This is a genomic window from Mycolicibacterium fluoranthenivorans, from assembly GCF_011758805.1.
GTDB lineage: Bacteria > Actinomycetota > Actinomycetes > Mycobacteriales > Mycobacteriaceae > Mycobacterium > Mycobacterium fluoranthenivorans.
Window position 1 is genome coordinate 2,592,721 of sequence record NZ_JAANOW010000001.1, and the last position, 23,763, is coordinate 2,616,483.

23 protein-coding genes are annotated in these 23,763 nt (G+C 65.2%); 14 read left to right on the forward strand and 9 right to left on the reverse strand.

The window, feature by feature from the left end:
* Positions 1–866 precede the first annotated feature (866 nt).
* Entirely contained in the window at positions 867–1,457 is a 591-nt protein-coding gene (locus FHU31_RS12515) for a TetR/AcrR family transcriptional regulator (protein WP_263988098.1), read from the forward strand.
* Positions 1,458–1,678: 221 nt separating this feature from the next.
* Here the strand turns inward: FHU31_RS12515 and FHU31_RS12520 are convergent, their stop codons facing one another.
* Together FHU31_RS12520 and FHU31_RS12525 are read right to left on the reverse strand one after the other, a co-directional pair.
* A complete protein-coding gene (locus FHU31_RS12520; protein WP_167158693.1) occupies positions 1,679–2,791 on the reverse strand; it encodes an NDMA-dependent alcohol dehydrogenase in 1,113 nt (370 codons plus the stop codon).
* A gap of 231 nt (positions 2,792–3,022) precedes the next feature.
* The gene (locus FHU31_RS12525; protein ID WP_167158695.1) at positions 3,023–3,934 is read right to left on the reverse strand and encodes an alpha/beta fold hydrolase; all 912 of its coding nucleotides are present in this window, start codon (positions 3,932–3,934) and stop codon (positions 3,023–3,025) included.
* A gap of 299 nt (positions 3,935–4,233) precedes the next feature.
* Here FHU31_RS12525 and FHU31_RS12530 point away from each other — a divergent pair, with 299 nt between their 5' ends.
* The 4 genes from FHU31_RS12530 to FHU31_RS12545 all read left to right on the forward strand — a co-directional run bounded on the left by FHU31_RS12530 (position 4,234) and on the right by FHU31_RS12545 (position 9,283).
* Entirely contained in the window at positions 4,234–4,935 is a 702-nt protein-coding gene (locus tag FHU31_RS12530; RefSeq protein ID WP_409371243.1) for a nitroreductase, read from the forward strand.
* 549 nt (positions 4,936–5,484) lie between these two features.
* Positions 5,485–6,546, forward strand: a complete 1,062-nt coding sequence (locus FHU31_RS12535) for an Rv3169 family protein (RefSeq protein WP_167158698.1) — start codon at positions 5,485–5,487, stop codon at positions 6,544–6,546.
* On the forward strand, positions 6,537–8,111 hold the full coding sequence (locus tag FHU31_RS12540) for an AMP-dependent synthetase/ligase (RefSeq protein ID WP_167158700.1): 1,575 nt from the start codon (positions 6,537–6,539) through the stop codon (positions 8,109–8,111). The genes FHU31_RS12535 and FHU31_RS12540 overlap by 10 nt, the downstream gene beginning before the upstream one ends.
* The gene (locus FHU31_RS12545; protein WP_167158702.1) at positions 8,111–9,283 is read left to right on the forward strand and encodes an acyl-CoA dehydrogenase family protein; all 1,173 of its coding nucleotides are present in this window, start codon (positions 8,111–8,113) and stop codon (positions 9,281–9,283) included. Before FHU31_RS12540 ends, FHU31_RS12545 begins: the two co-directional genes overlap by 1 nt.
* Before the next feature lie 14 nt (positions 9,284–9,297).
* On the opposite strand, the gene FHU31_RS12550 is transcribed toward FHU31_RS12545, so the two are convergent.
* Both FHU31_RS12550 and FHU31_RS12555 read right to left on the reverse strand, forming a co-directional pair.
* Positions 9,298–10,200, reverse strand: coding sequence for an NAD-dependent epimerase/dehydratase family protein (locus tag FHU31_RS12550; protein WP_167158704.1), 903 nt, complete (start codon positions 10,198–10,200; stop codon positions 9,298–9,300).
* Positions 10,201–10,256: 56 nt separating this feature from the next.
* Positions 10,257–10,742 carry an META domain-containing protein gene (locus tag FHU31_RS12555; RefSeq protein WP_337788909.1) on the reverse strand — a complete coding sequence of 162 codons (486 nt, stop codon included), beginning with the start codon at positions 10,740–10,742 and terminating at the stop codon, positions 10,257–10,259.
* Between FHU31_RS12555 and dapB the strand changes: the two genes are divergently transcribed.
* The 4 genes from dapB to FHU31_RS12575 all read left to right on the forward strand — a co-directional run bounded on the left by dapB (position 10,696) and on the right by FHU31_RS12575 (position 13,383).
* Positions 10,696–11,430 carry a 4-hydroxy-tetrahydrodipicolinate reductase gene (dapB, locus tag FHU31_RS12560; protein WP_167158708.1) on the forward strand — a complete coding sequence of 245 codons (735 nt, stop codon included), beginning with the start codon at positions 10,696–10,698 and terminating at the stop codon, positions 11,428–11,430. The two genes, FHU31_RS12555 and dapB, sit on opposite strands and share 47 nt — an antisense overlap.
* Positions 11,430–11,918 (forward strand): hypothetical protein, encoded by a 489-nt coding sequence (locus tag FHU31_RS12565; RefSeq protein WP_167158710.1) that lies wholly within the window; start codon positions 11,430–11,432, stop codon positions 11,916–11,918. The genes dapB and FHU31_RS12565 overlap by 1 nt, the downstream gene beginning before the upstream one ends.
* A gap of 44 nt (positions 11,919–11,962) precedes the next feature.
* Positions 11,963–12,364: a flavodoxin family protein gene (locus tag FHU31_RS12570; protein WP_167160969.1), complete on the forward strand. Its 402-nt coding sequence runs from the start codon at positions 11,963–11,965 to the stop codon at positions 12,362–12,364.
* Between the two features lie 71 nt (positions 12,365–12,435).
* Positions 12,436–13,383, forward strand: coding sequence for a DUF1214 domain-containing protein (locus FHU31_RS12575; RefSeq protein ID WP_167158712.1), 948 nt, complete (start codon positions 12,436–12,438; stop codon positions 13,381–13,383).
* Between the two features lies 1 nt (position 13,384).
* On the opposite strand, the gene FHU31_RS12580 is transcribed toward FHU31_RS12575, so the two are convergent.
* Positions 13,385–14,566, reverse strand: coding sequence for a cytochrome P450 (locus FHU31_RS12580; protein ID WP_167158713.1), 1,182 nt, complete (start codon positions 14,564–14,566; stop codon positions 13,385–13,387).
* Complete coding sequence (locus FHU31_RS12585) at positions 14,553–15,980, reverse strand: ABC1 kinase family protein (RefSeq protein WP_234901189.1); 1,428 nt, start codon at positions 15,978–15,980, stop codon at positions 14,553–14,555. The genes FHU31_RS12580 and FHU31_RS12585 overlap by 14 nt, the downstream gene beginning before the upstream one ends.
* 116 nt (positions 15,981–16,096) lie before the next feature.
* Between FHU31_RS12585 and FHU31_RS12590 the strand changes: the two genes are divergently transcribed.
* Positions 16,097–16,657, forward strand: a complete 561-nt coding sequence (locus tag FHU31_RS12590) for a TetR/AcrR family transcriptional regulator (protein WP_167160973.1) — start codon at positions 16,097–16,099, stop codon at positions 16,655–16,657.
* A 22-nt stretch (positions 16,658–16,679) separates the two neighbouring features.
* Entirely contained in the window at positions 16,680–17,135 is a 456-nt protein-coding gene (locus tag FHU31_RS12595) for a hypothetical protein (RefSeq protein ID WP_167158715.1), read from the forward strand.
* On the opposite strand, the gene FHU31_RS12600 is transcribed toward FHU31_RS12595, so the two are convergent.
* Both FHU31_RS12600 and FHU31_RS12605 read right to left on the reverse strand, forming a co-directional pair.
* Positions 17,129–18,046: an HpcH/HpaI aldolase/citrate lyase family protein gene (locus tag FHU31_RS12600; RefSeq protein WP_167158717.1), complete on the reverse strand. Its 918-nt coding sequence runs from the start codon at positions 18,044–18,046 to the stop codon at positions 17,129–17,131. The two genes, FHU31_RS12595 and FHU31_RS12600, sit on opposite strands and share 7 nt — an antisense overlap.
* 22 nt (positions 18,047–18,068) lie before the next feature.
* Positions 18,069–18,818: a dienelactone hydrolase family protein gene (locus tag FHU31_RS12605; protein WP_167158719.1), complete on the reverse strand. Its 750-nt coding sequence runs from the start codon at positions 18,816–18,818 to the stop codon at positions 18,069–18,071.
* A 42-nt stretch (positions 18,819–18,860) separates the two neighbouring features.
* Here FHU31_RS12605 and FHU31_RS12610 point away from each other — a divergent pair, with 42 nt between their 5' ends.
* The 3 genes from FHU31_RS12610 to FHU31_RS12620 are packed head-to-tail and all read left to right on the forward strand — an operon-like array spanning position 18,861 to position 21,360.
* Positions 18,861–19,661, forward strand: a complete 801-nt coding sequence (locus FHU31_RS12610; protein ID WP_167158721.1) for a thymidylate synthase — start codon at positions 18,861–18,863, stop codon at positions 19,659–19,661.
* Positions 19,658–20,131, forward strand: coding sequence for a dihydrofolate reductase (locus FHU31_RS12615; RefSeq protein WP_167158722.1), 474 nt, complete (start codon positions 19,658–19,660; stop codon positions 20,129–20,131). Before FHU31_RS12610 ends, FHU31_RS12615 begins: the two co-directional genes overlap by 4 nt.
* 14 nt (positions 20,132–20,145) lie before the next feature.
* Positions 20,146–21,360, forward strand: a complete 1,215-nt coding sequence (locus FHU31_RS12620; protein ID WP_167158724.1) for a winged helix-turn-helix domain-containing protein — start codon at positions 20,146–20,148, stop codon at positions 21,358–21,360.
* Here the strand turns inward: FHU31_RS12620 and FHU31_RS12625 are convergent.
* Positions 21,357–23,408 (reverse strand): GH39 family glycosyl hydrolase, encoded by a 2,052-nt coding sequence (locus FHU31_RS12625; RefSeq protein WP_167158726.1) that lies wholly within the window; start codon positions 23,406–23,408, stop codon positions 21,357–21,359. The genes FHU31_RS12620 and FHU31_RS12625 overlap by 4 nt on opposite strands.
* Positions 23,409–23,763 lie beyond the last annotated feature (355 nt).

Sequence of the window (23,763 nt, forward strand, 5' to 3'; positions counted from 1 at the left end):
TCAGAGCCCAGCCGGCTGCTGGGGATGCTCCTGGGATCTGAGAAGGCCGACCAGGGCGTCGTTGTGATTCCGGCACGGCCGACCACCAATGCCGACGATGTGCACGGAGGATCGCCGGTGTCGCTGTCAATACCGAGATCGGGTGCGCCACTTCATATGCCGCGGTTGTGCCCGCGCTGGCCACTCACCCCGGCCTTCAGGTGCTCAGTACGTGGCTGCAGTCGTCCGCGACCAACCAGTAGGTGGAACTCAAAGCGGTCCTCGCGAGGGCCCCAGAGCGCGGGTGACGCCGATCGTCTGCACTATCGGACTGATCGAGGACTGGATACGCGGAATGACGAAGGGTGGTGCCGTCTCGCATGCCGCTGTTCGTCACTGGTTCGGCCGGCGGTCGCGCCCGTCACCGGCCAGGGCGAAGGAGCGCGCGTCGCAGCGATGTCCGCCAGGGCGGGCTGCCACTCGGGTGTTCTGTTCTCGGCGATCTGTTCGTGCTCGCCGTTCTTTTACGCCCAGCTCTCTGTCGATAGAACGCGGGCAGTCGACTACGGATGGCGGTTCGATGGCCGGTTACTCGTGACTCACGACCTCGATCCTGGCCACCGGTTACAAGACTCCGAGTCTCGAACTGTCACGAGCCGCAGGCGTGAGTGTCAATCCGACACGCGTTCGGCGTAGCCTCGCAGCCCCCTGTCGGCGACCCACGTCTGATCGCGTTTAGCCCTGATGGCGGCGTAATGCGACGACGAGGCTCTAAACTCGCTGGAGAACCCGACCGCAACGAGGAGAAATCAGTGCCGCAACCTCCGAAGGGCGAGGCGCCAAGGCGACCCAGGGGCCGGCCCCGTCTCGCGATAGACCGCGATGCGGTGGCCGATGCGGTCGCAGCGCTGTTCGCCGAGGGCGGCTACGAGGCGGTGTCCGTTGTCGGCACCGCAGACAAGCTCGGCGTCTCCCGCGCGACGCTGTACCGAACGGTATCCACGAGAGAGGATCTTCTCGGGATCCTGTTCGAACGCAGCACGAGTGATCTCACACAGCGTGCGACGGCACTGATTGCGAGCATCGATGATCCCGCTGAGCGACTTACCGCGATGATCAGGTTGCAGGCCGAGGCCGCGGTGAACATGCGGAGCTACTTGGGTGTGTTTTTCGGTGGCGTGGGTGTGCCCGCAGATGTCTACGCGCGCTGGCATTCCTGGAGTCGCCAGTACGAGAAGTTATGGGTCGGTGTGGTCAGCGACACCATGGAGGTGGGATACCTGGACAAGGGCAATCCTGTGGTCATCGCGAGGCTGATCCTCGGCATGATGATCTGGGTCTCGCGCTGGTATCGCCCCGGGGAGGACATCAGCATCGAAGAGATCGCTGAAACCGCGACTCACCTCGTCCGCGTGGGGCATGCGGCGTCCCCTGCCCAAAGCGCTTCCACTCGCAAGCGAGCCAGAGGTCAACGCTGAGCCAGGCAGCAGGCCGTCGAACCAGGCGCATGCCTGATCTTCCAGACCATCTCGACAATGCTCGGTCTCTTATTGGTGTCACTTGCCGTTTACGGCAAGTCCGGCAGCTTCCACTTGGCGGCGTAGCTGTGTCGACTCGAGCTGGAGAACGGCGTCCGCCGTCAGGTGGTGGACGGCGTCGTCATCGCCACCATCGCGGTGCTGACCGCCGGTGCGACGCTCTAGTGCTGGTGCTTGACGATTCCGCGGATCATGCGTCCGGCGAGCATGTCGTCGTAGGCGACGTTGATATCTTGCAGCTTGTATTCGTTGGTCACTACCTCATCGAGCTTGAGCTTGCCCTGCCGGTACAGGCTGAGCAGACGCGGGATGTCGGCCCGCGGGTTCGCTTCACCGAAAAGGCTTCCTAGCAAACGCTTTTGAAATAGAGTAAACATGGCCAGCGGTATAGTGGGGGAGATGTCGGAGAACGGCGCGAGGGCCGTGAGGACCACCGCGCCCGCCTTCCGCACGAGGTCCAGAGATGCGCCGATCATCGGCCCTTCGACCCGCCCGACGGTCAGAATCGCCGAGTCGGCCATCACGCCGCGAGTGAGCTCGCGAGCTGTCTCGGCAGCGTCGGCGAAGCTGGTGGCAAAATGCGTCGCGCCGAGTGACAGCGCCTTGTCGCGTTTGTCCGCGACAAGGTCGACGGCAATGATGTTCTCCGCACCGGCGATGGCCGCGCCCTGAATCGCGCCCGCGCCGATGCCGCCGACGCCGATCACCACCACGGTGTCGCCGGGTGCGACAGCGGCGGTGTTGACGGCCGAGCCCCAGCCCGTGGTGACACCACACCCGATCAGACAGGCGCGCGTCAGGTCGTGGTCATCGTCGATCTTGACCAGTGATGCTTCCGGAACCGTGCCGTAGGGAGCGAAGGTGCCCAGCAAGCTCAACGCGCCGATATCCTGGCCGCGAGCATGCCTGCGGAACGTGCCGTCGAGGTTGGGGCCGGCCATGATGAGGGCGCCCATATCGCAGAGGTTCTGCCGTCCCGTCGAACACCATCGGCAGCGCCCGCATGCCGGGATGAAGGACCCGACCACGTGGTCACCGGGCTTGAGCGTCGTCACCCCGGGCCCGACCTCCTCGACGATGCCGGCGCCTTCGTGCCCCCCGACCGTCGGCATCATGGCGGGGGCCTCGCCGGCCCGCGGATGATGATCGGAATGACACAATCCGGTCGCCTGCCAGGCAACCAGCACCTCACCAGCGCGGGGGCCGTCCAGCTCCACTTCCTCAATGCTCCAGTCCTGGTGCGGGCCCCACAGTACTGCGGCATCCATCAGCATCGTTGTCCTCGTTCCGTTGAAAGGGGATGGTGTTCGCCTGCGAAGTTCGATCCGATCGGGGCGGTCCGCTTGGCGAAAGGGGTCAAATCCCAGTGGGCCCAGTCAATCGCCGTGCCCGCTGCGCCGCCGTGCGCGTCATACGTAATTTTGAAAGATATAGTATCAATAAAAGTTCAGCAAGGTCTTTGGTGAAGTCGGGCCAAAGTTCCATGCCGACGGTCAAACCGGTGGCTAGGTGATCGACCAGAATTCCAAGAGTGTCCGAAGGGTCGCGACCAGGGGCAGCGGCTGGTCGAGCATCGGATGGTGGCCGGCACACGCAAGTTCGACGAACGGGCCTCTGAGCTGGAAGTACGCGCGAATCTTCTCGGCCATCGGGGCCGGTACCAACCCGGACTCACACCACACATACCCGATTCGGCAGCGTATTTCGGCGATGGTCTGTTCAAAGATGTCGTCGTCATCGGCCGTTGCGAAGCGCAGTCCGCCGTTGAACACGGCGGGGTCGAATTTCCAGGTCCATCCCCGCTCGTCCCTTCGGATCGATTCGGCTGCGAGGTGTCGGCCAATGTACGGCAGCACAACGTCCTGGAACGGGATGGGTTCGAACGACGCGAGAATCGAGTTCTTGTCCTGGAAGTGTCGAGTCACCTGCGGGTGTTGCCGGCCGAGGACGGTATCGGGGACCAGGCCGGGCAGGGGCGGATCGATGATCAATACGGCGTTGATCTCGCTGCCGTAGTGCGATGCCGCGATGGCGGCGACCCATCCGCCCATGCTGTGGCCGATCACGATCGGTCGCCCGCCGGCTCCCGACTGTGCCGTTGCGGCCGCCAGCAATTCGCGGGCCCACAGATCCCACGAATACGCGGGGCGGCGATCACTGTCACCGTGACCGCTCAAATCCGGCGCGACGACATGGTGGGTACGAGTGAAGAAGGGGGCGATGTGATCCCACCACCCGCAGTGTCCACCCCCGCCGTGAACGAGCAACAGTGGTGGTAGCTCCGGTCGTCCCCACGTCCTCAGGCTTATCGTGGCGCCCTCTACCTCGATTCGGCTATGTCGAGGCGTATGTTGCAGCGCGGCCGTGAACCATGTGGGGGTGGTGGACTGCGGAAGCGCGCGTTGAAAGAGCTTCATGGAAAATGTGTACTACACCTCGTACCGAGTTCGGCGGCCGTTCGGCGGGTAAGTCTGTCCCGGTCCGGGTCTACGCTATCTTGCGGCGTGCGAACGATCGTTTGTGCTCTGGGGCGATGAGCGTGGACCTTGCCTTCGATATCGTGTCGTGAATGATGCTGTACCACAGTACTTCGGATGAGATCGCAATCTGTGTCCGTGAACTGATGTGAACGTACGTTCCATGGCTATATAGTCGGTCTCGGGGTCGCCGACACGATCATGTGCCGGCGTGTCGACAACCGACGACGAGGTGAGGAATGACGATGGATACGCAGCTGAGTCTCGAGGCGCAGACATTGGCCAGGCTGGTCCGAGATCGCCATAGCTGCCGTGCATTCCGGCCTGAATCGGTACCGCGCGACACCATTGAGCAGATCCTGGACGTCGCACGGGCGACCCCGTCGTGGTGCAACACTCAACCTTGGCACGTCCACATCACCGAAGGGCCGGGGACCGAGAGCTTTCGTTCTGCGCTGGCGACGCACGTTGATCGGAGTTTTACGGAAAGTCCCGATTTCACCTTCCCGCTCGCTTATGAGGGGATCTACCGAGAGCGGCGCCGGGTGGCCGGATGGCAACTCTACGAGAGTCTGGGCATCGCCAAAGGCGATCGAGTCGCCTCTGGTCGGCAGATGTTGGAGAACTTCCAGCTGTTCGGGGCCCCGCACGTGGCCATCGTCACGACCGACCGGAGCCTGGGCGTCTATGGCGCAGTCGACTGCGGCCTGTTCGTTCAGAGTTTCCTCCTCGCTGCCGCTAGTCGGGGCGTGGCCACCATCCCTCAAGCTGCGATCGCAAGCCAGGCTCCGCTGGTCCGCGAGCACTTGAACCTGTCGGATGATCGACTTGTGCTACTGGGTATCTCGTTCGGATACGCCGACGAGGCGCACCCTGCCAATGGTTACCGAACGCCGCGGCAGGGCATCTCCGATGTGGTCACCTGGCGCTCCGCTGATTGACGACGCGCCACCGACTCGGTCCGGTCGGCGCACCCTCGGGGTAGGGGGAGCGTGCACCGCAGGCAGATGTCGGCGGCGCCCACGGTGAGGGGTCCTCGCCGCCGGATGAACTCCGTTTCCGTGTTGGTGGATGCTCAACATCGCCTCGCCTATCACCACCTGGCGCAGGCTGGTATCCCCGTCTACGGCATGCTCAAGGATCACTCGCGCGCCGATTATCTCGGCGTATAAGTCGCAGGCGTCGCCCAGCTTGGCGACGGTGATGGCAACGTGGTCAAAACCACTGATCGGCAACATATTCGGCGATCTGTCGCGCCAAGTGAGCGTCGATGTCCGGAGCGGCGTCGTGGCGGTCGACCCGTCCCCTCCTGTTGTCGACGCGGGCGAGCGAAAGTGCCAGATACCTATTGTGTATGGAAATATAAATTTGTATAGTTACAAATGCCAGCCGGTTCTGAACCGCCCGATCTGTGTCGTGACGACAGTGTGTGCGGCTATCAGGGCGGCTGTGACGCCGACAGGTGTCGATACTCAATGCGGAGGAATCAAGTGGGAGAGCCGAACGTGATCACGGAAACCGATGACTTTTTCTGTCACCAGACCATCCAGCCACACTCATATGTCGCCCTCAACGATCTGAGCTGGGGTGAACGCGGTTACCACACGCTTGGCGATCCGGACCGGTTCGGTCTGGATATCGGCGTCGCCAGTTATGCCAACCGTGGGATGTTCCACACCTACGCCATCGCCGGCGTGCCCGGGAAACAGTGGTCGCTGCGTGCCACCCGGGATTTCAGCGAGGGTCGCTGGGAACTGCGGGCCGGTCCGATCCAAGCTCGCATCATCGAACCGATGCGCCGGTGGTCCTTCACGTGTGCGCCGAATGACTCCGGTATCGCCTTTGATCTTGAATTCGAAGCCCGCAATGGCCCCTATATGATTCCGCAGCCACCGATCCGTAAGGGCGGCAGGCTGATTCATGAGGACATCTACGTATTCCAGACCGGGTTCTATACCGGAACGCTGAGTCTGGACGACGAAGTGTTCGAGGTCGATCGGGTGCCCGGTGCCCGTGATCGGACGTGGGGAGTGCGCGTCGCCGGTGAAGGGCAGCTGCCGCACGGCGTCCTCGCCTGGCTCAACGCCAACTTCGACGACGTGTCGATCATCGCGCATATCCGTGACCGCGGAGACGAGGTGCCGCAGGTGCGAGACGGGGCGGTGTACCACGACGGCGGTGACATCGTGCCGATCGTCGGCTTCGAGCATGACCTGAATTTCGATTACGAGACCCGGCAATGCCTCGGCGGGACCATCACCCTGACCGACGAGCGCGGCGAGGTCTGGCCGATCGAGATCGAGCCGTCGCTGCGGATGTACCTCTCGGGCGCGGGATACACCTCCAACAGCGTTCGGCGCGACAGGTTCACCGATCCGATCTGGCACGAGCGGTGGGACCTGACGGACAGCGATCTCGTCGCGCGAGTGGAAGGGCTCAACGACAATATTTCGCACATGCGCTGCGGCGAGCGCAAGGGACACGGTGTGCTCGAGACATCCGTCGGTGCACATTCGAAGTACAAGGTCCGGGAGCCGATCGAATGGGCGTAGTCAGCCCGCTAACCCTGTCTGCCGCATTTCAGGCGACAGTCGAACGCCACCCCGATCGGGTGGCGCTGCGTACGATCGATGACAGTGAGCGCTACACCTGGCGCGATTACGCCGACGAGGTTGGTCGGGTTGCCAGGGGATTGGCGGCCCTTGGGGTCGACCGCGGCGACACCGTGGCGATGTTGTTGACCAACAGACCCGCGTTCCACATCGTCGATACCGCGGCCCTGCACCTCGGTGCCACAGCGGTATCGGTGTATCCGACGCTTCCGCCCGAGGACATCGCTTGGACGATCAATGACTCCGGCGCGAAGGTCGTCGTCACCGAACTGGCGAAGCTCGACTCCATACGGGCCGCCGGTGTCAGTGTCCCGATCGTTCTGGTGGATGGCCGGGAAACCGGTGTCATACCGTTCGGCGATCTCGATGGTGACCATGATGTGCAGCGAGCCTGGCGCGCTGTTGCACCCGATGACGTTGCGGTGATCGTGTACACCTCCGGAACCACCGGAACGCCGAAGGGAGTCGAGTTGACCCATGCGGCGGTTCTGGGCAATACGAAGGGTCTGCACCACGCAATCGGCACCGTGGAGGGCGCCAGGGTCGTGTCGTATCTGCCGATGGCGCATGCCGCGGAGCGGCAACTGTCCCACTACCGGGCCATGGTGTTCGGCCTGGAAGTGACGACGTGTCCCGATTCCCGTCTCATGCCTGAGTATCTGCTCGCGGTGCGTCCGCACTACTTCTTCGCTCCACCAAGGATGTTGGCGAAGTTCAGGGCCGCGGCAGTGGGGCTGGACGCTCCGATACTTGAGCACTTCGGGCTCGATCAGGCAGTCGTTGCCTTGACCGGAAGCGCCCCGGTACCAGCCGAGCTCACCCAGTTCTGGCTGGATGCCGGATTGCCTCTGGTCGAGGCGTGGGGGGTCACCGAGTGCGGTGCGTTCGGCGCATTCGGCCGGCCGGGGAGCTACCGGGTCGGGACCTGCGGACCTGCCCTGCCCGGCGTCGAGCTCAAGGTTGCCGATGACGGCGAGATCCTTTTGCGCAGTCCATGGTTGATGCGCGGGTATCGCAACCAGCCTGACGCCACTGCTGAGGCTATCGATCCCGATGGCTGGCTGCACACCGGGGATGTCGGCGAGTTCGACGACGGCCACCTACGGATCATCGACCGCAAGAAGGAGATCATCATCAACGCGGCGGGCAAGAACATGTCGCCGGCGCATATCGAAGCCCGTTTGAAAGAATCCGACCAACTGATCGGAGAAGCAGTCGTGATCGGTGATAACCGGCCCTACAACGTGGCGCTGGTGGTTCCGGACCCGGCGGTGGCATCGCAGCTCGAAGGAGATCTCAGTAGGGCCATCGTTGAGGCAATGCGGCGGGCTAACGCTCGATTGGCCCGTGTCGAACAGATCAAACGGATTGAAATCCTGAATGAGCCATGGCTTCCCGGTGGGGATGAACTGACACCGACCATGAAGCTCAAGCGCAGGGCGATACACGGCAAATATGCCGTCACAATCGATCAGATTTACGCAGGTGGAGGGATTGGGATCTAATGGCTGTGGTCACCGGAACGGTGCAACAACTGTCCGACGACGAGATGGCGATCCGCGATGCGGTGCGCGGGATCGCCGCCAGATTTGGACCTGACTACTACCAGGAGCAGGTCGACACCGGTGGCAGTTGCGCTGAGCTGTGGAACGCGCTCGGCCGCAACGGGTATCTCGGCATGCATTTGCCCGAAGAGTACGGGGGCGGTGGCCTCGGCCTGCGTGAGATCGCGATGGTCGTCGAGGAAACCGCTATCGCGGGCTGCCCCCTGCAATCAATGCTGTTCTCTCCGGGCGTGGTCGGCACCGTCATCGACCGCAGTGCCAACGAGGAGCAGAAGCGCCGTTGGCTGCCAGGCGTCGCCACCGGGGAGACTCGGCTGTCCTTTGCGATCACCGAGCCTGATGCGGGATCGAACGCGCACCGAATCGCCACCACCGCTGTCCGACACGGCGACCACTACGTCCTGAACGGGCAAAAGGTGTTCATCACGGGTATGGAATCAGCCGCCTGGGTGATGGTCGTGGCGCGCACCCATACCGACGAGCTGACTGGACGCTCGCAGTCGTCGGTCTTCATGGTGCCGACCGACGCACCTGGCCTGTCCTTCACGCCCATCCGGACGGTGATGAATCAGCCGGACAAGAGTCACCAGGTCTTCTTCGACGATGTGGCCGTTGCCGCCGAAAATCTGGTAGGGCCTGAAGGCAAAGGCCTGCGCGTGGCATTCACCGGCCTCAACACCGAGCGGATATTGACCAGCTCGTTGTGTACCGGGATCGGCCGTTACGCGCTGAACAAGGCCGTCGACTACGCCAACTCGCGTCGAGTGTGGGACCAGCCGATCGGGGCGCACCAGGGCGTCGCCCACCCACTTGCGGCCGCTCACATTCATCTTGAGGCCGCCCGGCTCGTGACAAATCGGGCCTGCGAGCTCTACGACACCGGAGCCGAGGTCGGTGAACTCGCGAACATGGCCAAGTACCTGGGCGCCTCCTCGGGTCTGGAAGCCCTCGACTCCGCAGTGGCGGTGCATGGTGGCAATGGCGTCACCTTCGAGTATCAACTGGCGACGTACTTCTGGGTGGTGCGGATGCTCAACATGGGACCGGTATCCAAGGAGATGATCCTGAACTTCGTTGCCGAGCATTCGTTGGGATTGCCGCGCTCATACTGAGGGCGGCGTGCCCGCTAGGTCCTCAGGAGCTCGGGGTGGAAGTTCGCCACCATCCGGCGGATACCGTCCCGCCAGTCCACCGCCGTGCCGCCGACGAGTTCGTGCATCCGCGTCGTGTCGGTCGGGCCGCCACGCAAGGCCTGTGCGCTCTCTTCGAACACCGGCTCGCGCCCGACGAGTTCGCCGATGTAGGTGCACCATTCCTGCAGGCTGACCGTCTGATCACCGCACCAGTTGACCGTCGTCGCGGGTACCGACGCGGCGGCGAGCATCTTCGGCAGCGTCGCGATGATGTCGTCCTCGTGAATGGGGTTGTAGCGCGCGGGACCGCCGGGCGGGACGGGGATCGGCACCCCGGCGCGCATCATCTCCATCTGATAGAACGGCCAGCCGCCGTTGTCGCCATAGGGCACGTTGAGCCGGGCGATCACCGTCGGCACACCGAGCGCGCGAGCCATCGTGCGGGCGACCACCTCGCCGGCGATCTTGGAGATCGAGTACGTCGGAAGCAGTGACTTGTGATTGTCGCCGAGTGCTGCGGTCTCGGTGCGCGGCTCGTCATCGGGCGGGTCGTACACCGCGGCCGACGAACAGTGCAGGAACGCCTTCGCGTCGGCGCAGTGCGCCATCAGCAGACCCACCGATTCGGCATTGGCCCCCAGGTCCTTGTCCCAGCGTCCGCTCTTGGCGACCGCGAGGTTGAGGACGTAGTCGAAATCGGACGGGATGCCGCTGAAGTCGCCCGCGGCGAGGTTGACCTTCTCGCAGCGAATCCCCGCGCTTTCCAGACTCTCTCGGGCTGCGGTGTCGGTGAATCGGGCGATACCCCACACCTCGTTCTCGGCTGCCAGCGATAACGCCAGGGGTGCCGCGACCTGTCCGGTCGGACCTGTGATGAGGATCTTCGAGCCGCGCATGGCCAGATGCTACTCGGCGCGCAGCACCAGTCCGGTGCCTTCGGCGCCGGTGAGTGTCAGGCGATCGCCGTCGATCGAGGTCTGGACCGGGCCGTGGAGCACGCGCAGGATCGATCGTTCGAGGTCACCGAGTTCGCCGTCGCATACCGGCCCGCTGGTGTTGAGTGCAGCGTGTCCACCCGCCAGCCGGTGCCGATGAGTGGGCAGGCCATCATCGTGGTGGCCAGCCGTGTCGTCAGATGCCCACCGCTGAGATCGGCCAGGCCGGACCCGCGGTTGCAGCCGGCGAACGCCGAGAGCCGGCCGTCGGCGAAACTCAGCGTCAACGGCCCGTTGCCGGGGATCTGCTCGCCCGTGACCGCCACCGACACCTTCGGGCGTGGGGGCCTCATCAGCCGTCGCGGTACCGGCGCTGCCGGCCACGGCCAGCATGGCGACAAGGAACGGGACAAGGCGCATGGCTCCACGGTACGGACCCCGCAGTAGGCTTCCCCCATGCGAGTTGCGGTACTGGGTGCCAAGGGCAAAGTCGGCGCGACCATGGTCGCCGCCGTGCGGGATGCCGCCGATCTGGAGTTGTCGGCCGAGGTCGATGCGGGTGACGCGCTGTCGACGCTGACCGACAGCGGTACCGAGGTGGTCATCGACTTCACCCATCCCGATGTGGTGATGGACAACTTGAAGTTCTTGATCGACAACGGGATTCATGCCGTCGTCGGGACCACGGGCTTCACCGAGGAACGCATCGCCCAGGTCCGGGCCTGGCTCGATGCCGCACCCGGGGCGTCGGTGTTGATCGCCCCGAATTTCGCCATCGGTGCCGTGCTGAGCATGCACTTCGCCAAGCAGGCCGCGCGGCACTTCGAGTCCGTCGAGGTCATCGAACTGCATCACCCGTACAAGGCCGACGCGCCGTCGGGCACGGCCATGCGCACCGCCAAGCTCATCGCGGAAGAGCGAAAAGGTCTGCCGCCCAACCCCGATGCCACCAGTACAGGCCTCGACGGTGCACGCGGGGCCGATGTCGACGGGATCCCGGTGCACTCGATCCGGCTGGCCGGATTGATCGCGCACCAGGAGGTGCTGTTCGGCACCACGGGGGAGACGCTGACCATCCGCCACGACAGCCTGGATCGGACGTCGTTCGTCCCGGGGGTGCTGCTCGGGGTGCGCAAGGTGGCCCGGCGCCCCGGCCTGACCATCGGCATCGAACCGCTCCTCGATCTCTGATGGCCGACCCGGACAGGCGGGACGGTGTGCGCAGCCTGCGCATCCAGCTCCTGATCGGCCTGATGTGCGTCGCGATGGTCGTCTACTTCGTCATCCTCGGCCGGATCGCCGTGGCGTTCATCGCCTCCGGCGAGGCTGCGGCCATCGGGCTGGGGGTGGCGTTGCTCTTGCTGCCCATCGTCGGACTGTGGGCGATGGTGAGCACCCTGCGGGCCGGATTCGCACACCAGCGGCTGGCTCGGCTGGCCCGCGAGGCCGGGATGGAGCTGGACGTCAGTGCACTGCCGAGGATGCCGTCGGGCCGGATCGACCGCGACGCGGCCGACGGGCTCTTCGAGACGGTCCGCGAGGAGCTGGAAGCCGACCGGGACAACTGGGTGCGGTGGTACCGGCTGGCCCGGGCCTATGACTACGCCGGCGACCGGAGCCGCGCCCGCGAGACGATGCGCACGGCGGTCGATATGGAACGGGCCGTGGAACGCGCGTGAAGCTGCTGGTCGTGCACCACACCCCGTCGCCGCATTGCCAGGAGATGTTCGAGGCGGTGCTTTCGGGTGCGACGGATCCGGAGATCGAAGGCGTCGAGGTGGTGCGCCGTCCGGCACTGACGGTGTCGCCGGTGGACATGCTGGAAGCCGACGGGTATCTGCTCGGCAGCCCGGTCAACCTGGGATATCTGAGCGGGGCGCTCAAACATGCCTTCGACGAGTCGTACTACCAGATCCTCGATTCCACCCGGGGCAGGCCGTTCGGACTATGGCTGCACGGCAATGAGGGCACCGAGGGTGCCGAGCGTGCCATCACCGGGATCACTGCGGGACTGGGCTGGGTGAAAGCGGCCGAGTATGTCGTGGTCTCGGGGAAGCCCGCCAAATCCGACCTCGAGGCGTGCTGGAATCTGGGGGCGACGGTCGCCGCTGCGCTGACCGCGTGATCGGCAATAATCAGAGATTGCCCTGGTCTTCGGATGGGTCGGGGTGTCACCAATCGACGGGAGAACCTGATATGGCGGTGTTGGTCAACGCCGACAACTTTGTTCGCGCCGAGACACACAGGATGTTCGCCGATATCCAGCGCGACGCGGGCGGGGTCAATGTGTTCCGGCACAACCGGCTGCCGGCGTCGATCGACGAGCAGACCGTCATCCGCCTGAACCGGGACACCTTGTACAGCTTCGCCATCCTCGACCTTGCAGAGCCGGCCTGGCTCTCCCTTCCCGACTCCGCCGGGCGGTACATGTCCGCGATGGTGGTGAACGAGGACCACTACATCAACGTCATCCTGCACGAGCCGGGCCGCCACCTTCTGACACAGGAGCTGAGTGGATCACGGTACGTCATGGTCGGTGTCCGCACCCTGGTCGATCCGCTCGACCCTGACGATGTCGCTGCGGTAAGCGCCCTGCAGGATCGTATGAAGCTGGAAACGAGTTCTTCGGAAGCCTTCATCGCGCCGGATTACGACCGCGGAAGTCTGGACAAGACACGCGAAGCCCTGCTGAGCCTGGCGAGTGGTCTGACCGAATTCGAGCGGACATTCGGACGTCCGGACGAGGTGGATCCGGTCCACCATCTCATCGGCACCGCCGCAGGATGGGGAGGGTTGCCGACGTCGGAGGCTTCCTATGTCGGTGTCGATCCGGCGTTACCGCCGGGCGAGTACGAGCTGACCTTCAAAGATGTTCCGGTGGAGGCATTCTGGTCGGTCTCGGTATACAACGCCGCTGGTTTCTTCGAGCCGAACCCACGAAACCTGTACTCGGTCAACAGTATCACCGGAGTGCCGAACGAGGACGGCTCGATCACCGTGCGCTTGCGGGCCGAGGTCGGCGACGACGCCCCGCCCAATTGCATCGTCACTCCGATTGGCTGGAACTACCTGATTCGGCTGTACCGCCCGCGCAGCGAGTTCTTCACCGGCGCTTGGACAGTGCCTGCGCTCGCCGTCGGGTGAATCAGCCGCCGAACACCATCGGCACGACGAGCGGCCCCCGGATGGCCGGCGTGTCCCGCCACCGCACCGCCCCGTGCAGAACGGGTTGGCGGGCGAGGATCTTCGGCAGGGCGATCGAGATCTCGAGGGCCGCCAGCGCGCCGCCCAGGCAGTAGTGCGCGCCGTATCCGAAGGACAGGGGGGCCGGTGCCGTTCTGTCGAGCCGGAAGCGGTCGGGTTCCTCGAACACGGCGGGATCGCGATTGGCGGCAGCGATCACGACCAGGGTGCTCTCGCCGGCTGCGATCTCGACACCGTCGAGTTCGTGGGGCTCGATGGCGGTGCGGACGGTGGATTGCACCGGCGCGTCGAGGCGGAGCAGTTCGGTGATCACCGCCGGGTCTGCAGCGTCGATGCGGTCGGCGATGCGAGTGCCGTCACCACCCGGGGTGAGCAGCGTGACCATTGCCGCGCCCAGAAGATTGGCGGTGGTCTCGTGTCCGGCCACGGCGATGAGGATGGCCGTCATGACGACTTCGTCGAGCGACAGGTCGGGATCGCCGGCGAGGAAACTCAACAGATCGTCGCCGGGGTGCACCCGGCGGTCGGCCGCGGTGGGCAGGAATTGGGCCATCAGCCTCGCCGAGGCGGTGGCACCCGCGGCCATCTCGTCCGGGTCGGCAAGGGTCCCGAGCATGCGGATGATGACGGGGGAGACCTCGCGCAGCAGATGGGCGGCCTCGGCATCGAGGTCCAGCCACGCGCTGACCACCGCGATGGGCAGCGGAAGGGCGATATCGGCCATGAAGTCGAATTCGCGTCCGGTGGGCGGATGGCCGATCAGATCGTCGGCGATGGACTCCACACCCGAGCCGAGGTTCTCGATGAAGCTGCGGGTGAAGACATCCCGGACCGACCCGCGTAGTCGACGATGGTCGGCGCCGTCGGCGAAAAGCATGGATCTGCGCGAGAACTCGCGACTGACGGCATCCGAGGACGCCTGGGCCAGCGCGTTGGCGAACGGATCGCTGGTCCAGCCGGTGCCACCGAGCACCTGACGGGCCGCGTCATAACTCAGGATCAGCCAGGCTTGGGCGGCCTCGTCCCACACCACACTGCCCTCGGCGCGGCGGGCCTCGTAGAACTCGTACGGATCGGCGGCCTCCCACGGCAGGCGGGCACCGGTGATATCAGCGCTGGTCATGGTGATCCAGTCCGAACGGGAGGCCGCGCTCTTTGACCCAGGCGACATGCCTTCGGCCGAGATCGCTGACGGGTTCGGCTATCCCGTCCATATCGTCGAGCATGGCCCGCGCGTGGTACGTGGCGTGCAATGCGGTGAAGATGGCGTTCATCGACAGGTTGAGCCGGGAGAAGAACACGAAATCGGGCGGCACCGACATCCGGCGCATCGGGTGATCAGCGGACCGCACGTCGATGAGGTACTCGATGGCGCGTGCGGAGGCCTCTTCGGTGTACGTGGCCGGCTGCGGACCGAGGATCTCGTGGATGATGCCCGCGTACCACTGAAAGGTCTCTTCAGCCGTGAGCGTGGAATCCGCGGTCAGGAAACCGCTTTCGACCATCAGTTCGCGCAGCTCGTCCTTGCGCCGGTTCACCGCCGTGTGCATCATCGTGACGATCATCTGGCGGGTGTGCTCGGTGAGCACCTTCACGCAGCCGAAGTCGAGGAAGCCGACGGTGCCGTCGAGGCCGAATCGGTAGTTGCCGGGGTGGGGGTCGGCGTGGAACAGATTGCCGTGTCGGTACGAGCCGGTGATGAATCGCGTGAGCACCTCGGCCCAGGTGTTCTTGAGATCCTGGTCGGCCTGTTGGGCTGCGGCCCAATCCAGTCCATCGAGATACGTCATGGTCAGCACACGGTCGGCCGAGGCCTCGGGAATCACCTCGGGCACCCGGATGAACGGATGACCGCGATACAGCTCACCGAAGGCACGGATGTGGGCCGCTTCCTGCCGGTAGTCGAGTTCTTCGGAGATGCGTGCCGAGATCTCGGCGGCGGCCTCCCCGATATCGGGCATCGCAGCACCCAGCGTTCCCGCCGCGCCGGCAGCGAACCGGAAGACGGTGGAGAGCAGCTCGGTATTGGACAGGTCATCGCGGATGGCCTGCGCCACGCCCGGGTACTGGATCTTGACGGCCACCCGACGACCGTCATGCAGGACGGCGCGGTGTACCTGACCGATGGAGGCCGCCGCGACCGGTTCGGCGTCGAACTCGGCGAACACGGCATCGACCGGCCTGCCCAGCTCATTCTCCAGGGTGCGCAGCGCCAGCGTGCTGTCCATGGGCGGGGCGTCGGCCTGCAGGCTGGTTAGGGCTTTCTGATACGGCGTGAGCTCACCCGCACCGATCGCGCCGGCATCCACCATCGACACCAACTGGCCGGCCTTCATCAGGACGCCCTTGGAACGGCCGAGCAGTTCCACGTACCGCTCGGCGGTGCGCTCATGGAACCGTTCCACGGCGCCGGTGTTGCCCGCCTTCTCCCGCAATGTGGCCACCACCCGGCCCCCGGCGGCCCGGGCGGTGAACCCGGCCACCGGCATCGTGCGACGGACCCGGCCACGCGGGACCGCGCGATCGTCACCGGACATCAGGGTCCTCCTCGGGCGGCCCGCTTGCTATAGTGCAGTCATACCAAATATATGTACTCACTTATGGACGGTCAAGGGTGGACATATCGACCAAGGAACGACTGGTCAATGAGGGCATGCGGCTGTTCGGCGAGCAGGGCTACCGGGCGACCAGCATCAACCAGATCGAGAAGGCCGCCGGCCTTGTCCCGGGCTGCGGCGCGCTCTACAACCACTTCAAATCCAAGGAAGCCCTGCTCACGGCCGGCATCGACCGCCAGCTCGACAGGCGCAGGGCGATGCGCGACATCAGTGCACTGTTCGCAGGTCTGGGTGATCTGCGCACCGAGCTCACCCTGCTGTGTCGCTACCTGCTGAGCGTCCTGGACCAGGAGGGTGAGTTCCTCCAGGTCGCGGCGCGGACCCCCGCCGCAGACTCCGCCCGCGTGCACGATGCGTACGCCGCGCTCGTCGACGGACTGTGCACCGAACTCGCGGGCTGGCTCACCGCCTGCGCGCCCGACCTGGCGCCGGCCGACGCCCGCCGGGTCGCGACCTTGGGTGTGAACGCCCTGCTCGGAAAACGGGTCAGCAGCATCGTATTCCGCGCACCGCAGCCCGATATCGCGGACGAGGACTATGTCGCGGAGTGGACCGTCATGCTGGCCGACCGCATCGAGTCCCTGCGTCAAAACTGACGCGGGCGGTAGGCTCCCCGCTATGCCTGGGATCGCTGAACTCGCACTTGGCGCCGCGCCGATCGCCGGTGGGGCCATGTTGGGTGTGATCGCGGGGAACCTCAAACCGCCGGACATGCGCGGGCTCATCGCCAAGGATCTCGACCTGCTCGAGCGTATTCCGCCGGATCAGGTCGAGCGCAAAGCGCGGCTGCAGGCCAGCATCGACATGCGCATCGACGAACTGATCAGCGCGGGTGAGCGCAGCCGTGAGATCCGCGAGGCGGCGCTGTCCTACCGGGGTAATTGGCGTGACATCGTGGTGTTTCTCTGCGCCGTGCTGTTCACCATCGTGTGGTGGAACGTCAGCCATAGTCGCACCAACTGGCTGGTGATGTTCATCGCGATGATCATCGTGTCGGTGGCCGCCGGAATCTACGCCGGCCGTGGTGTGCTGCGGGCGGTGCGGACCTTCCTGCACCGCGACGACACTCAGTAGTGGAAGGTGTCCGACGGCGCGGGGATGTGATCGGGGTCGTCGCCGAAGTCGGACTCGTGGATGCCATAGGCCTTCGCCAGATCCAGGATCTTGTTGGCGCGCGCGATGCGCGGCAGATCCGAGCCGTTGCGGATTTCGCCGCCGTCCCGCTGGAACTCGGTGAAAAACTCTCGGGCCCAGCTGATTTCCTCTTGTGAGGGGGACAGCCCCTCGTTCACCGTGGGGCACTGCTCGGGGGTCAGGCAGATCTTGCCCGTCATCCCGAACTCCGCCGACACGGCGGTCGCCTCGCTGAGCTTGCGGGCGCTCGACCCGACCGTGGGCCCGTCGATGGCACTGGGCAGCTGTGCGGCCTTGGCGGCGATGGTGAACCGCGACCTGGCGTAGGCCAGCGTGGCGGGGTTGTCCCCGAATCCGGTGTCGCGGCGGAAGTCGCCGATGCCGAAAGCCAGCCGGAACGTACCCTTGGCCGCCGCGATCTCGGTGATGCGTTCCAGCCCACGGGCCGTCTCCACCAGCGCCACGATCGGCACGTCGGGCAGGCGCCGCGCGGTCTCGGTGACATGGTCGACGGACTCGACCATGGCGAGCATGACGCCGCCGACCGAGGTGCCGCTCAGCATCTCCAGATCGTCGGCCCACCACGGTGTGCCGAATCCGTTGATCCGGACCCAGTCGGTGTTGCCGTCGCCCAGCCAGCGCACCACGTTGCCGCGGGCGTGATCCTTGTCCTTCGGGGCCACCGCGTCTTCGATGTCGAGGATCACGATGTCCGCGCGGGACTGGGCGGCCGCCGCGAAACGGTCGTACTGGGCGCCGTTGACCAGCAGCCAGCTGCGCGCGAGTACCGGGTCGATCCGGAATCCGGGCTCGGCGGGGTCGGGTTCGAAGGTGCTGGGCTGGTCGTACACGCCGTCAATCGTCGCTTACCGGCTACGCCCGGGCGAAAGCGGCCCCGAGAACTCGTTCGGTGTTCGACCAATGCCGCTCGGCGGCCGCCTCGTCGTACACCGCCGCGTTGTCGGGCACCGCGAAACCGTGCGCGGCGGAATAGAACTCGATGGTGTGTTCGACGGCGGCGCCGGACAGGGCATCCTCGAGCCGCTTGGCGTCGTCGGTGGTGAAGGAGGCGTCGTTCTCGGCGGCGCCGACATAGACGACCGCGGTGATCTTGTCGGCCCGCAGATGCGGGCTGTCCGGATCGTCCTCAACCGCCAGCCGGCCACCGTGAAACGACAGCGCCGCCGCGACGCGCTCGGGTACCCGGGTGGCCACGATCAGGGAGGCCCGCCCGCCCATGCAGTAGCCGGTGGTGCCGAACTTGTCGCCGGCGACATCGGGCCGGGCCGCCAGATAGTCGAAGAACGCCTCGGCATCGGCCGCGAAGATCTTCGGGGTGAGCGTGCCCATCAGCTCGAAGAGCTGCTTGCGCTGCTCCTGGTCGGTGAACACGGTGTTGAGGTCGAAGGGGCCCCAGCCCGGGGTGCGGTAGTAGACATCGGGTACCAGCACCACATAGCCGAAGCCGGCCAGTTGGGCCGCCATCTGGTCGAACGTGGGACGCAGGCCGCCGGCGTCGGGGAACATCACGACAGCGGGCCAGGGGCCGGTCCCGTCGGGCGTGGCCACGGTGACGGTGCAGGTGCCGTCGACAGTGGTGATGGTGTCTTGGGTGATCGGCATGGTGTCCGTTCTACCTCAGGTGTTCGGACGTAAACTGTGCGCGTGCCGATTGCCACCCCGTACGAGGATCTGCTGCGTCTGGTGCTGGAGCGGGGCACGCCGAAGTCCGACCGCACCGGTACCGGAACGCGCAGCCTGTTCGGCCACCAGATGCGATACGACCTCAACTCGGGCTTCCCGCTGATCACCACCAAGAAGGTGCACACCAAGTCGATCGTCTACGAATTGTTGTGGTTCCTGCGGGGTGACTCGAATGTGCGCTGGCTGCAGGAGCGCGGCGTCACCATCTGGGACGAATGGGCTTCCGACACCGGTGATCTGGGCCCGGTCTATGGCGTGCAGTGGCGGTCCTGGCCGACGCCGTCCGGCGAGCACATCGACCAGATCAGCCAAGCCCTGGAACTGCTCAAACGCGATCCCGACAGTCGCCGCAACATCGTCTCGGCCTGGAACGTCGGCGAGATCCCGCAGATGGCCCTGCCGCCGTGCCATGCGTTCTTCCAGTTCTATGTCGCGGACGGGCGGCTGAGCTGCCAGCTCTACCAGCGCAGCGCCGACCTGTTCCTCGGCGTGCCGTTCAACATCGCCAGCTACGCGCTGCTCACCCACATGATGGCGGCCCAGGCCGGCTTGGGGGTGGGGGAGTTCGTGTGGACGGGCGGGGACTGTCACATCTATGACAACCACGTCGATCAGGTCACCCTGCAGCTGTCCCGCGATCCGCGACCCTACCCGGAACTTGTTCTGGCCCATCGTGATTCGATCTTCCATTACACCTATGACGATATCGAGATCAAGAACTACGACCCGCACCCGGGGATCAAGGCCCCCGTGGCGGTATGACGACAGCGCTGATCTGGGCGCAGTCCACCTCGGGGGTGATCGGCCGGGACAACGGAATCCCCTGGCGGCTGCCCGAAGACCAGGCCCGATTCAAAGAGTTGACCATGGGTCAGACCGTGATCATGGGCAGGTCGACCTGGGAGTCTCTGCCCGCCAAGGTGCGCCCACTGCCCGGGCGCCGCAATGTGGTGGTGACCCGAGACGCGAGCTATGTGGCCGACGGGGCCGAGGTGGTCACCGCGCTGCCGGATGACCTCGAGGGTTGGGTGATCGGCGGGGCCCAGCTGTATGCGCTGGCGTTGCCGTTGGCCGACCGGGTGGAGGTCACCGAGATCGATATCGACGTCGACGGCGATGCGTTCGCCCCGGTGCTCGACGATTCCTGGTCGGTGAGCCACGGCCCGTGGCTGACCAGCGACTCCGGGCTGCGCTACCGGTTCAACGGTTACCGCCGCTTGTCGGTGGCATAGGGCACGATGACCCGGTGCCCTCTCTGACCGTTGCGCAGGCCCGTCGCATCGCCATCGCCGCGCAGGGCTTCCACGAGCCTCGTCCCGCGGGCGCCGTCACCCGCGCGCATCTGAAGCGATTGATCGCCAGAATCCAGGTGCTGCAGCTGGATTCGATATCGGTCGCGGTGCGTGCCCACTACGCGCCGGTGTTCAGCCGGCTCGGCGGCTACGACCGCGATGTGCTGGACCGGGCCGCCTGGAGCCACAGTGCGAGGAGTCCGCGGTTGCTGGTCGAGTACTGGGCGCACGAGGCGGCGCTGATGGCGGTCGAGGACTGGCCGCTGCTGCGCTGGCGCATGCGGGAATACACGCACGGCCGGTGGGGTACCGAGATCGTCCGCAAGAACCAGCAGCTGGTCGAGGACGTCCTCGCCGCCGTGGACGTGCTCGGGCCGTCCACCGCCGGTCAGATCGAGGCGCACCTGGAGTCTGAACCGCGTGGCCGCAAAGGTCCCGCCAAGAAGGAGATGTGGGATCGCAGCGATACCAAGTGGGTGGCCGAGGCGCTGTTCGCCTCCGGCAGGCTGACGACGGCGACCCGGGTGGGTTTTGCTCGGCACTACGACCTGGCCGAGAAGGTGCTGCCGCCGGACGTGGTGGCCCGTGAGGTTGATGATCAGGAAGCTGTGCGCGAGTTGATCTTGCGTGCCGCCGGTGCCCTCGGGGTGGCGACCGAGACGGATCTACGGGACTACTTCCGGCTGAGTCCCAAGCAGAGCAAGCCCACGGTGGCGGCGCTGGTAGCCGAAGGCGAACTCGAGCCGGTCGAGATCGACGGAACGCCCGCCTACCTGCGGGCCGGGCAGAAGGTGCCGCGCCTCGACCGGGGCACGGCGCTGCTGTGCCCGTTCGATCCGCTGATCTTCTTCCGGCCCCGGGTGGAGCGCCTGTTCGGCTTTCACTACCGCATCGAGATCTATGTACCCGCACCGAAGCGCCAATTCGGTTACTACGTATGGCCTTTCCTTCTCGACGGTGAGCTGGTGGGCCGGGTGGACCTCAAACGCGCCGACAACGCGCTGCATGTGGTCGGGGCGTTCGCCGAGGACGGCCAGGACCGGTCCCGAGTGGCCGCCGCCCTTTCCGTCGAGCTGCAGGCGATGGCCGGCTGGCTGGGCGTGGGCGGGGTGACGGTGGGCGATCGCGGGGATCTGGCCGTGCCGCTGCGCCGCGTGGTCGGGAGCTAGTCGGCACTCTCGTGCGAGGTGCTCGTCGACTCGGAGCTCTGCGCCTTGGATGCCCCGCTCTGGCGGTGGGTTGCGGCGCGCTGCGCGGTTGACGGTGCGGTGCGTCGCGGCGATGTGGTGGACGCGGTCGACGATGTCGACTCGTCGGCGGTCGCCTTGGCGGGCTTGGTCCGCTTGGTCTTCTTCTGTGGCTTGGCGGTCTTCGTGGACGTCGACGCCGCCGTGGTGTCGGACGCCGCATCGGTATCGCCCGCCTTGGTCGTCGACGAGGGGTCCGTCGACGCCGAGGTGGCGGAATCCTTCGCAGTGTCGGCGGTCGAGGACGTCTCCTGCGCGGCGGACGTGGTTTCCGCCGTGGTGGCCGCCTTCTCCTCCGTGGCGGAAGCCGTGACGGTGTCGGTCGACTCCGCCTGAGTCACCGCGGATGCCGCGACCGTCGCCGAGGTTTTGGCCACCGCGGATGTTGCTGACGTCGTGGAGGTTTCGGATACCGCCGTCGTCTCTGCGGCGGTGGTATCCGCCTCGGCGGTGACTGTCGAGGCCACCGTGGCCGATGTCGCCGTCGCGGCCAGGGCGGTGGTGCCGGTGGTCGTCGACGTGGTCGAGGTGGTCGACGTGGCTGATGCCTTGGCGGCCGACAGTGCCGTCGTGACCGCACTGACCACGCTGTTCAGTGCCGTGGTGATGCCGGTCTGTACGTTGCCCACCGCCGTCGAAAGACTGTTGACCACCGCGGTGGCGATCACCTTGATGCTCGTCAGCTGCGCCCACGCGGCGCCGAACGTGGTGCCGATCGTGGCTTTGATCGAGACGATGAACTGCTGCAGGTTCTTCACGAATCGGGTGTACGCGTTGCCGTCGTCGGTCTCGGTGGGGAAGACGGGCGTGTACCCGGCCTCGGCCAGGGTCGGGTTGGCTGCCAGCCAGGCGGCGAGCACAGCCGCCGCATCCTTGGCGGTCCAGTCGTCGGTGTAGAGGCCCCAGTTGTCCTCGATGTTGCCGTCGCCGGTGTCCTGATCCACCAGTGAGTAGATGAACATCGGCCCCACGCCCGTCAGGGTCGACCACGCCTCGAGGAAATCCTGGAGAAACTCCGATTGCATTGCCTCGGTGTACGAACCGGTGGTGGGCATACCGTACTCGGTGGCCCAGATCAGCTTGTCCGTATCGCCATTGGCATCCATCAGGGCGCGGATTGCCTCGACCTGCTCGATGGCCGAATCGACCGTGCCGGTGCCGGCGCTGAATTCGCTCGCCAGGCTGTAGGGGTGGATAGACAGCGCATCGAAGTAGTCGGCCGCACCGGCGGCGTACATCTGCTCGATGAAGTCGACGGCATTGATCGTGTCCGTACCCAGCGATACTCCGGAGCCCACCACCCCGCCGACTACGGTGGCATCGGGGTCGGCGGCCTTGATGGCGGTGTAGGCAGCTTTGAGAAGTTCGGTGTAGTCCTGTGCCGACGGCGTCGGTGACCATCCCAGATATCCGTTGGGCTCGTTCCAGACCTCGTACGCGGAGATCAGCTGGTTTCCGTCGTTGGCACTGGCGCCATACCGGGTGGCCAGTGCGCTGACGAACGACGCGTAGTCCGTGTAATCGGACGGCTCCCCGTTGGCGACGGTGTAGCCGTAGTCCGAGGCCCAGGTCGGGGTGCTGGTGACACAGGCGGTGACGGCGATCCCGCGTTCGGCGGCCGCGGCGATGACGGTGTCGAGACTCGACCAGTCGTACTCGCCCTCGGTGGCTTCGATGTTGCGCCAGGGCACCAGGATGCGAATCTGAGTGACACCCAGCGCGTCCAGGCTGTCCATGGCGGAGGCGAGGTCGTCGGCGGACATGTAGTAGAAGTCGGATTCGGCGATGCCCGCCGCGGTCGAACTGGTGTCGACCGTGGCGGTCAGGACGTAGGGCGACGTGGCTTGCCGGATGGCGCGGGGTTCCGGCGGCGTGGACAGGTGCGCGCCCGCGGTCACCACGATCGCGGCCAACAGGGGGGCGCCGAATTTGACCGAATCGGTGCCACAGCGGCCAAGGATCTTCTTCATTGCCATGACTCCAGTCACTCTCTACTAAAAGTGCTCCAGCGAATGCTGCAGACCTTAAGCACGTTGACAGGAATTGTCTTTGTTTCCCGGCTAAATATATGCGCAACTATTGGCACAGTGCGCGCATATATTTCTCATAGGCGGTAACAATTATCTGCATTAGGGCAAACTGTCAACGCATGCCATTCGTCAATTACACGGACTGGGCTCAGCGTGACAATTGGCGTCAAATTGCCTGTGGTGGAGAGAGTTTAGGGACAGGTGTCGATATTCCGACCTTTGTATGCGGCAAATCAAACTCTCGGTTGCAAATGTAGTAAATATCCGCCAGTCATTCTGCGCAACCGAACCAGTC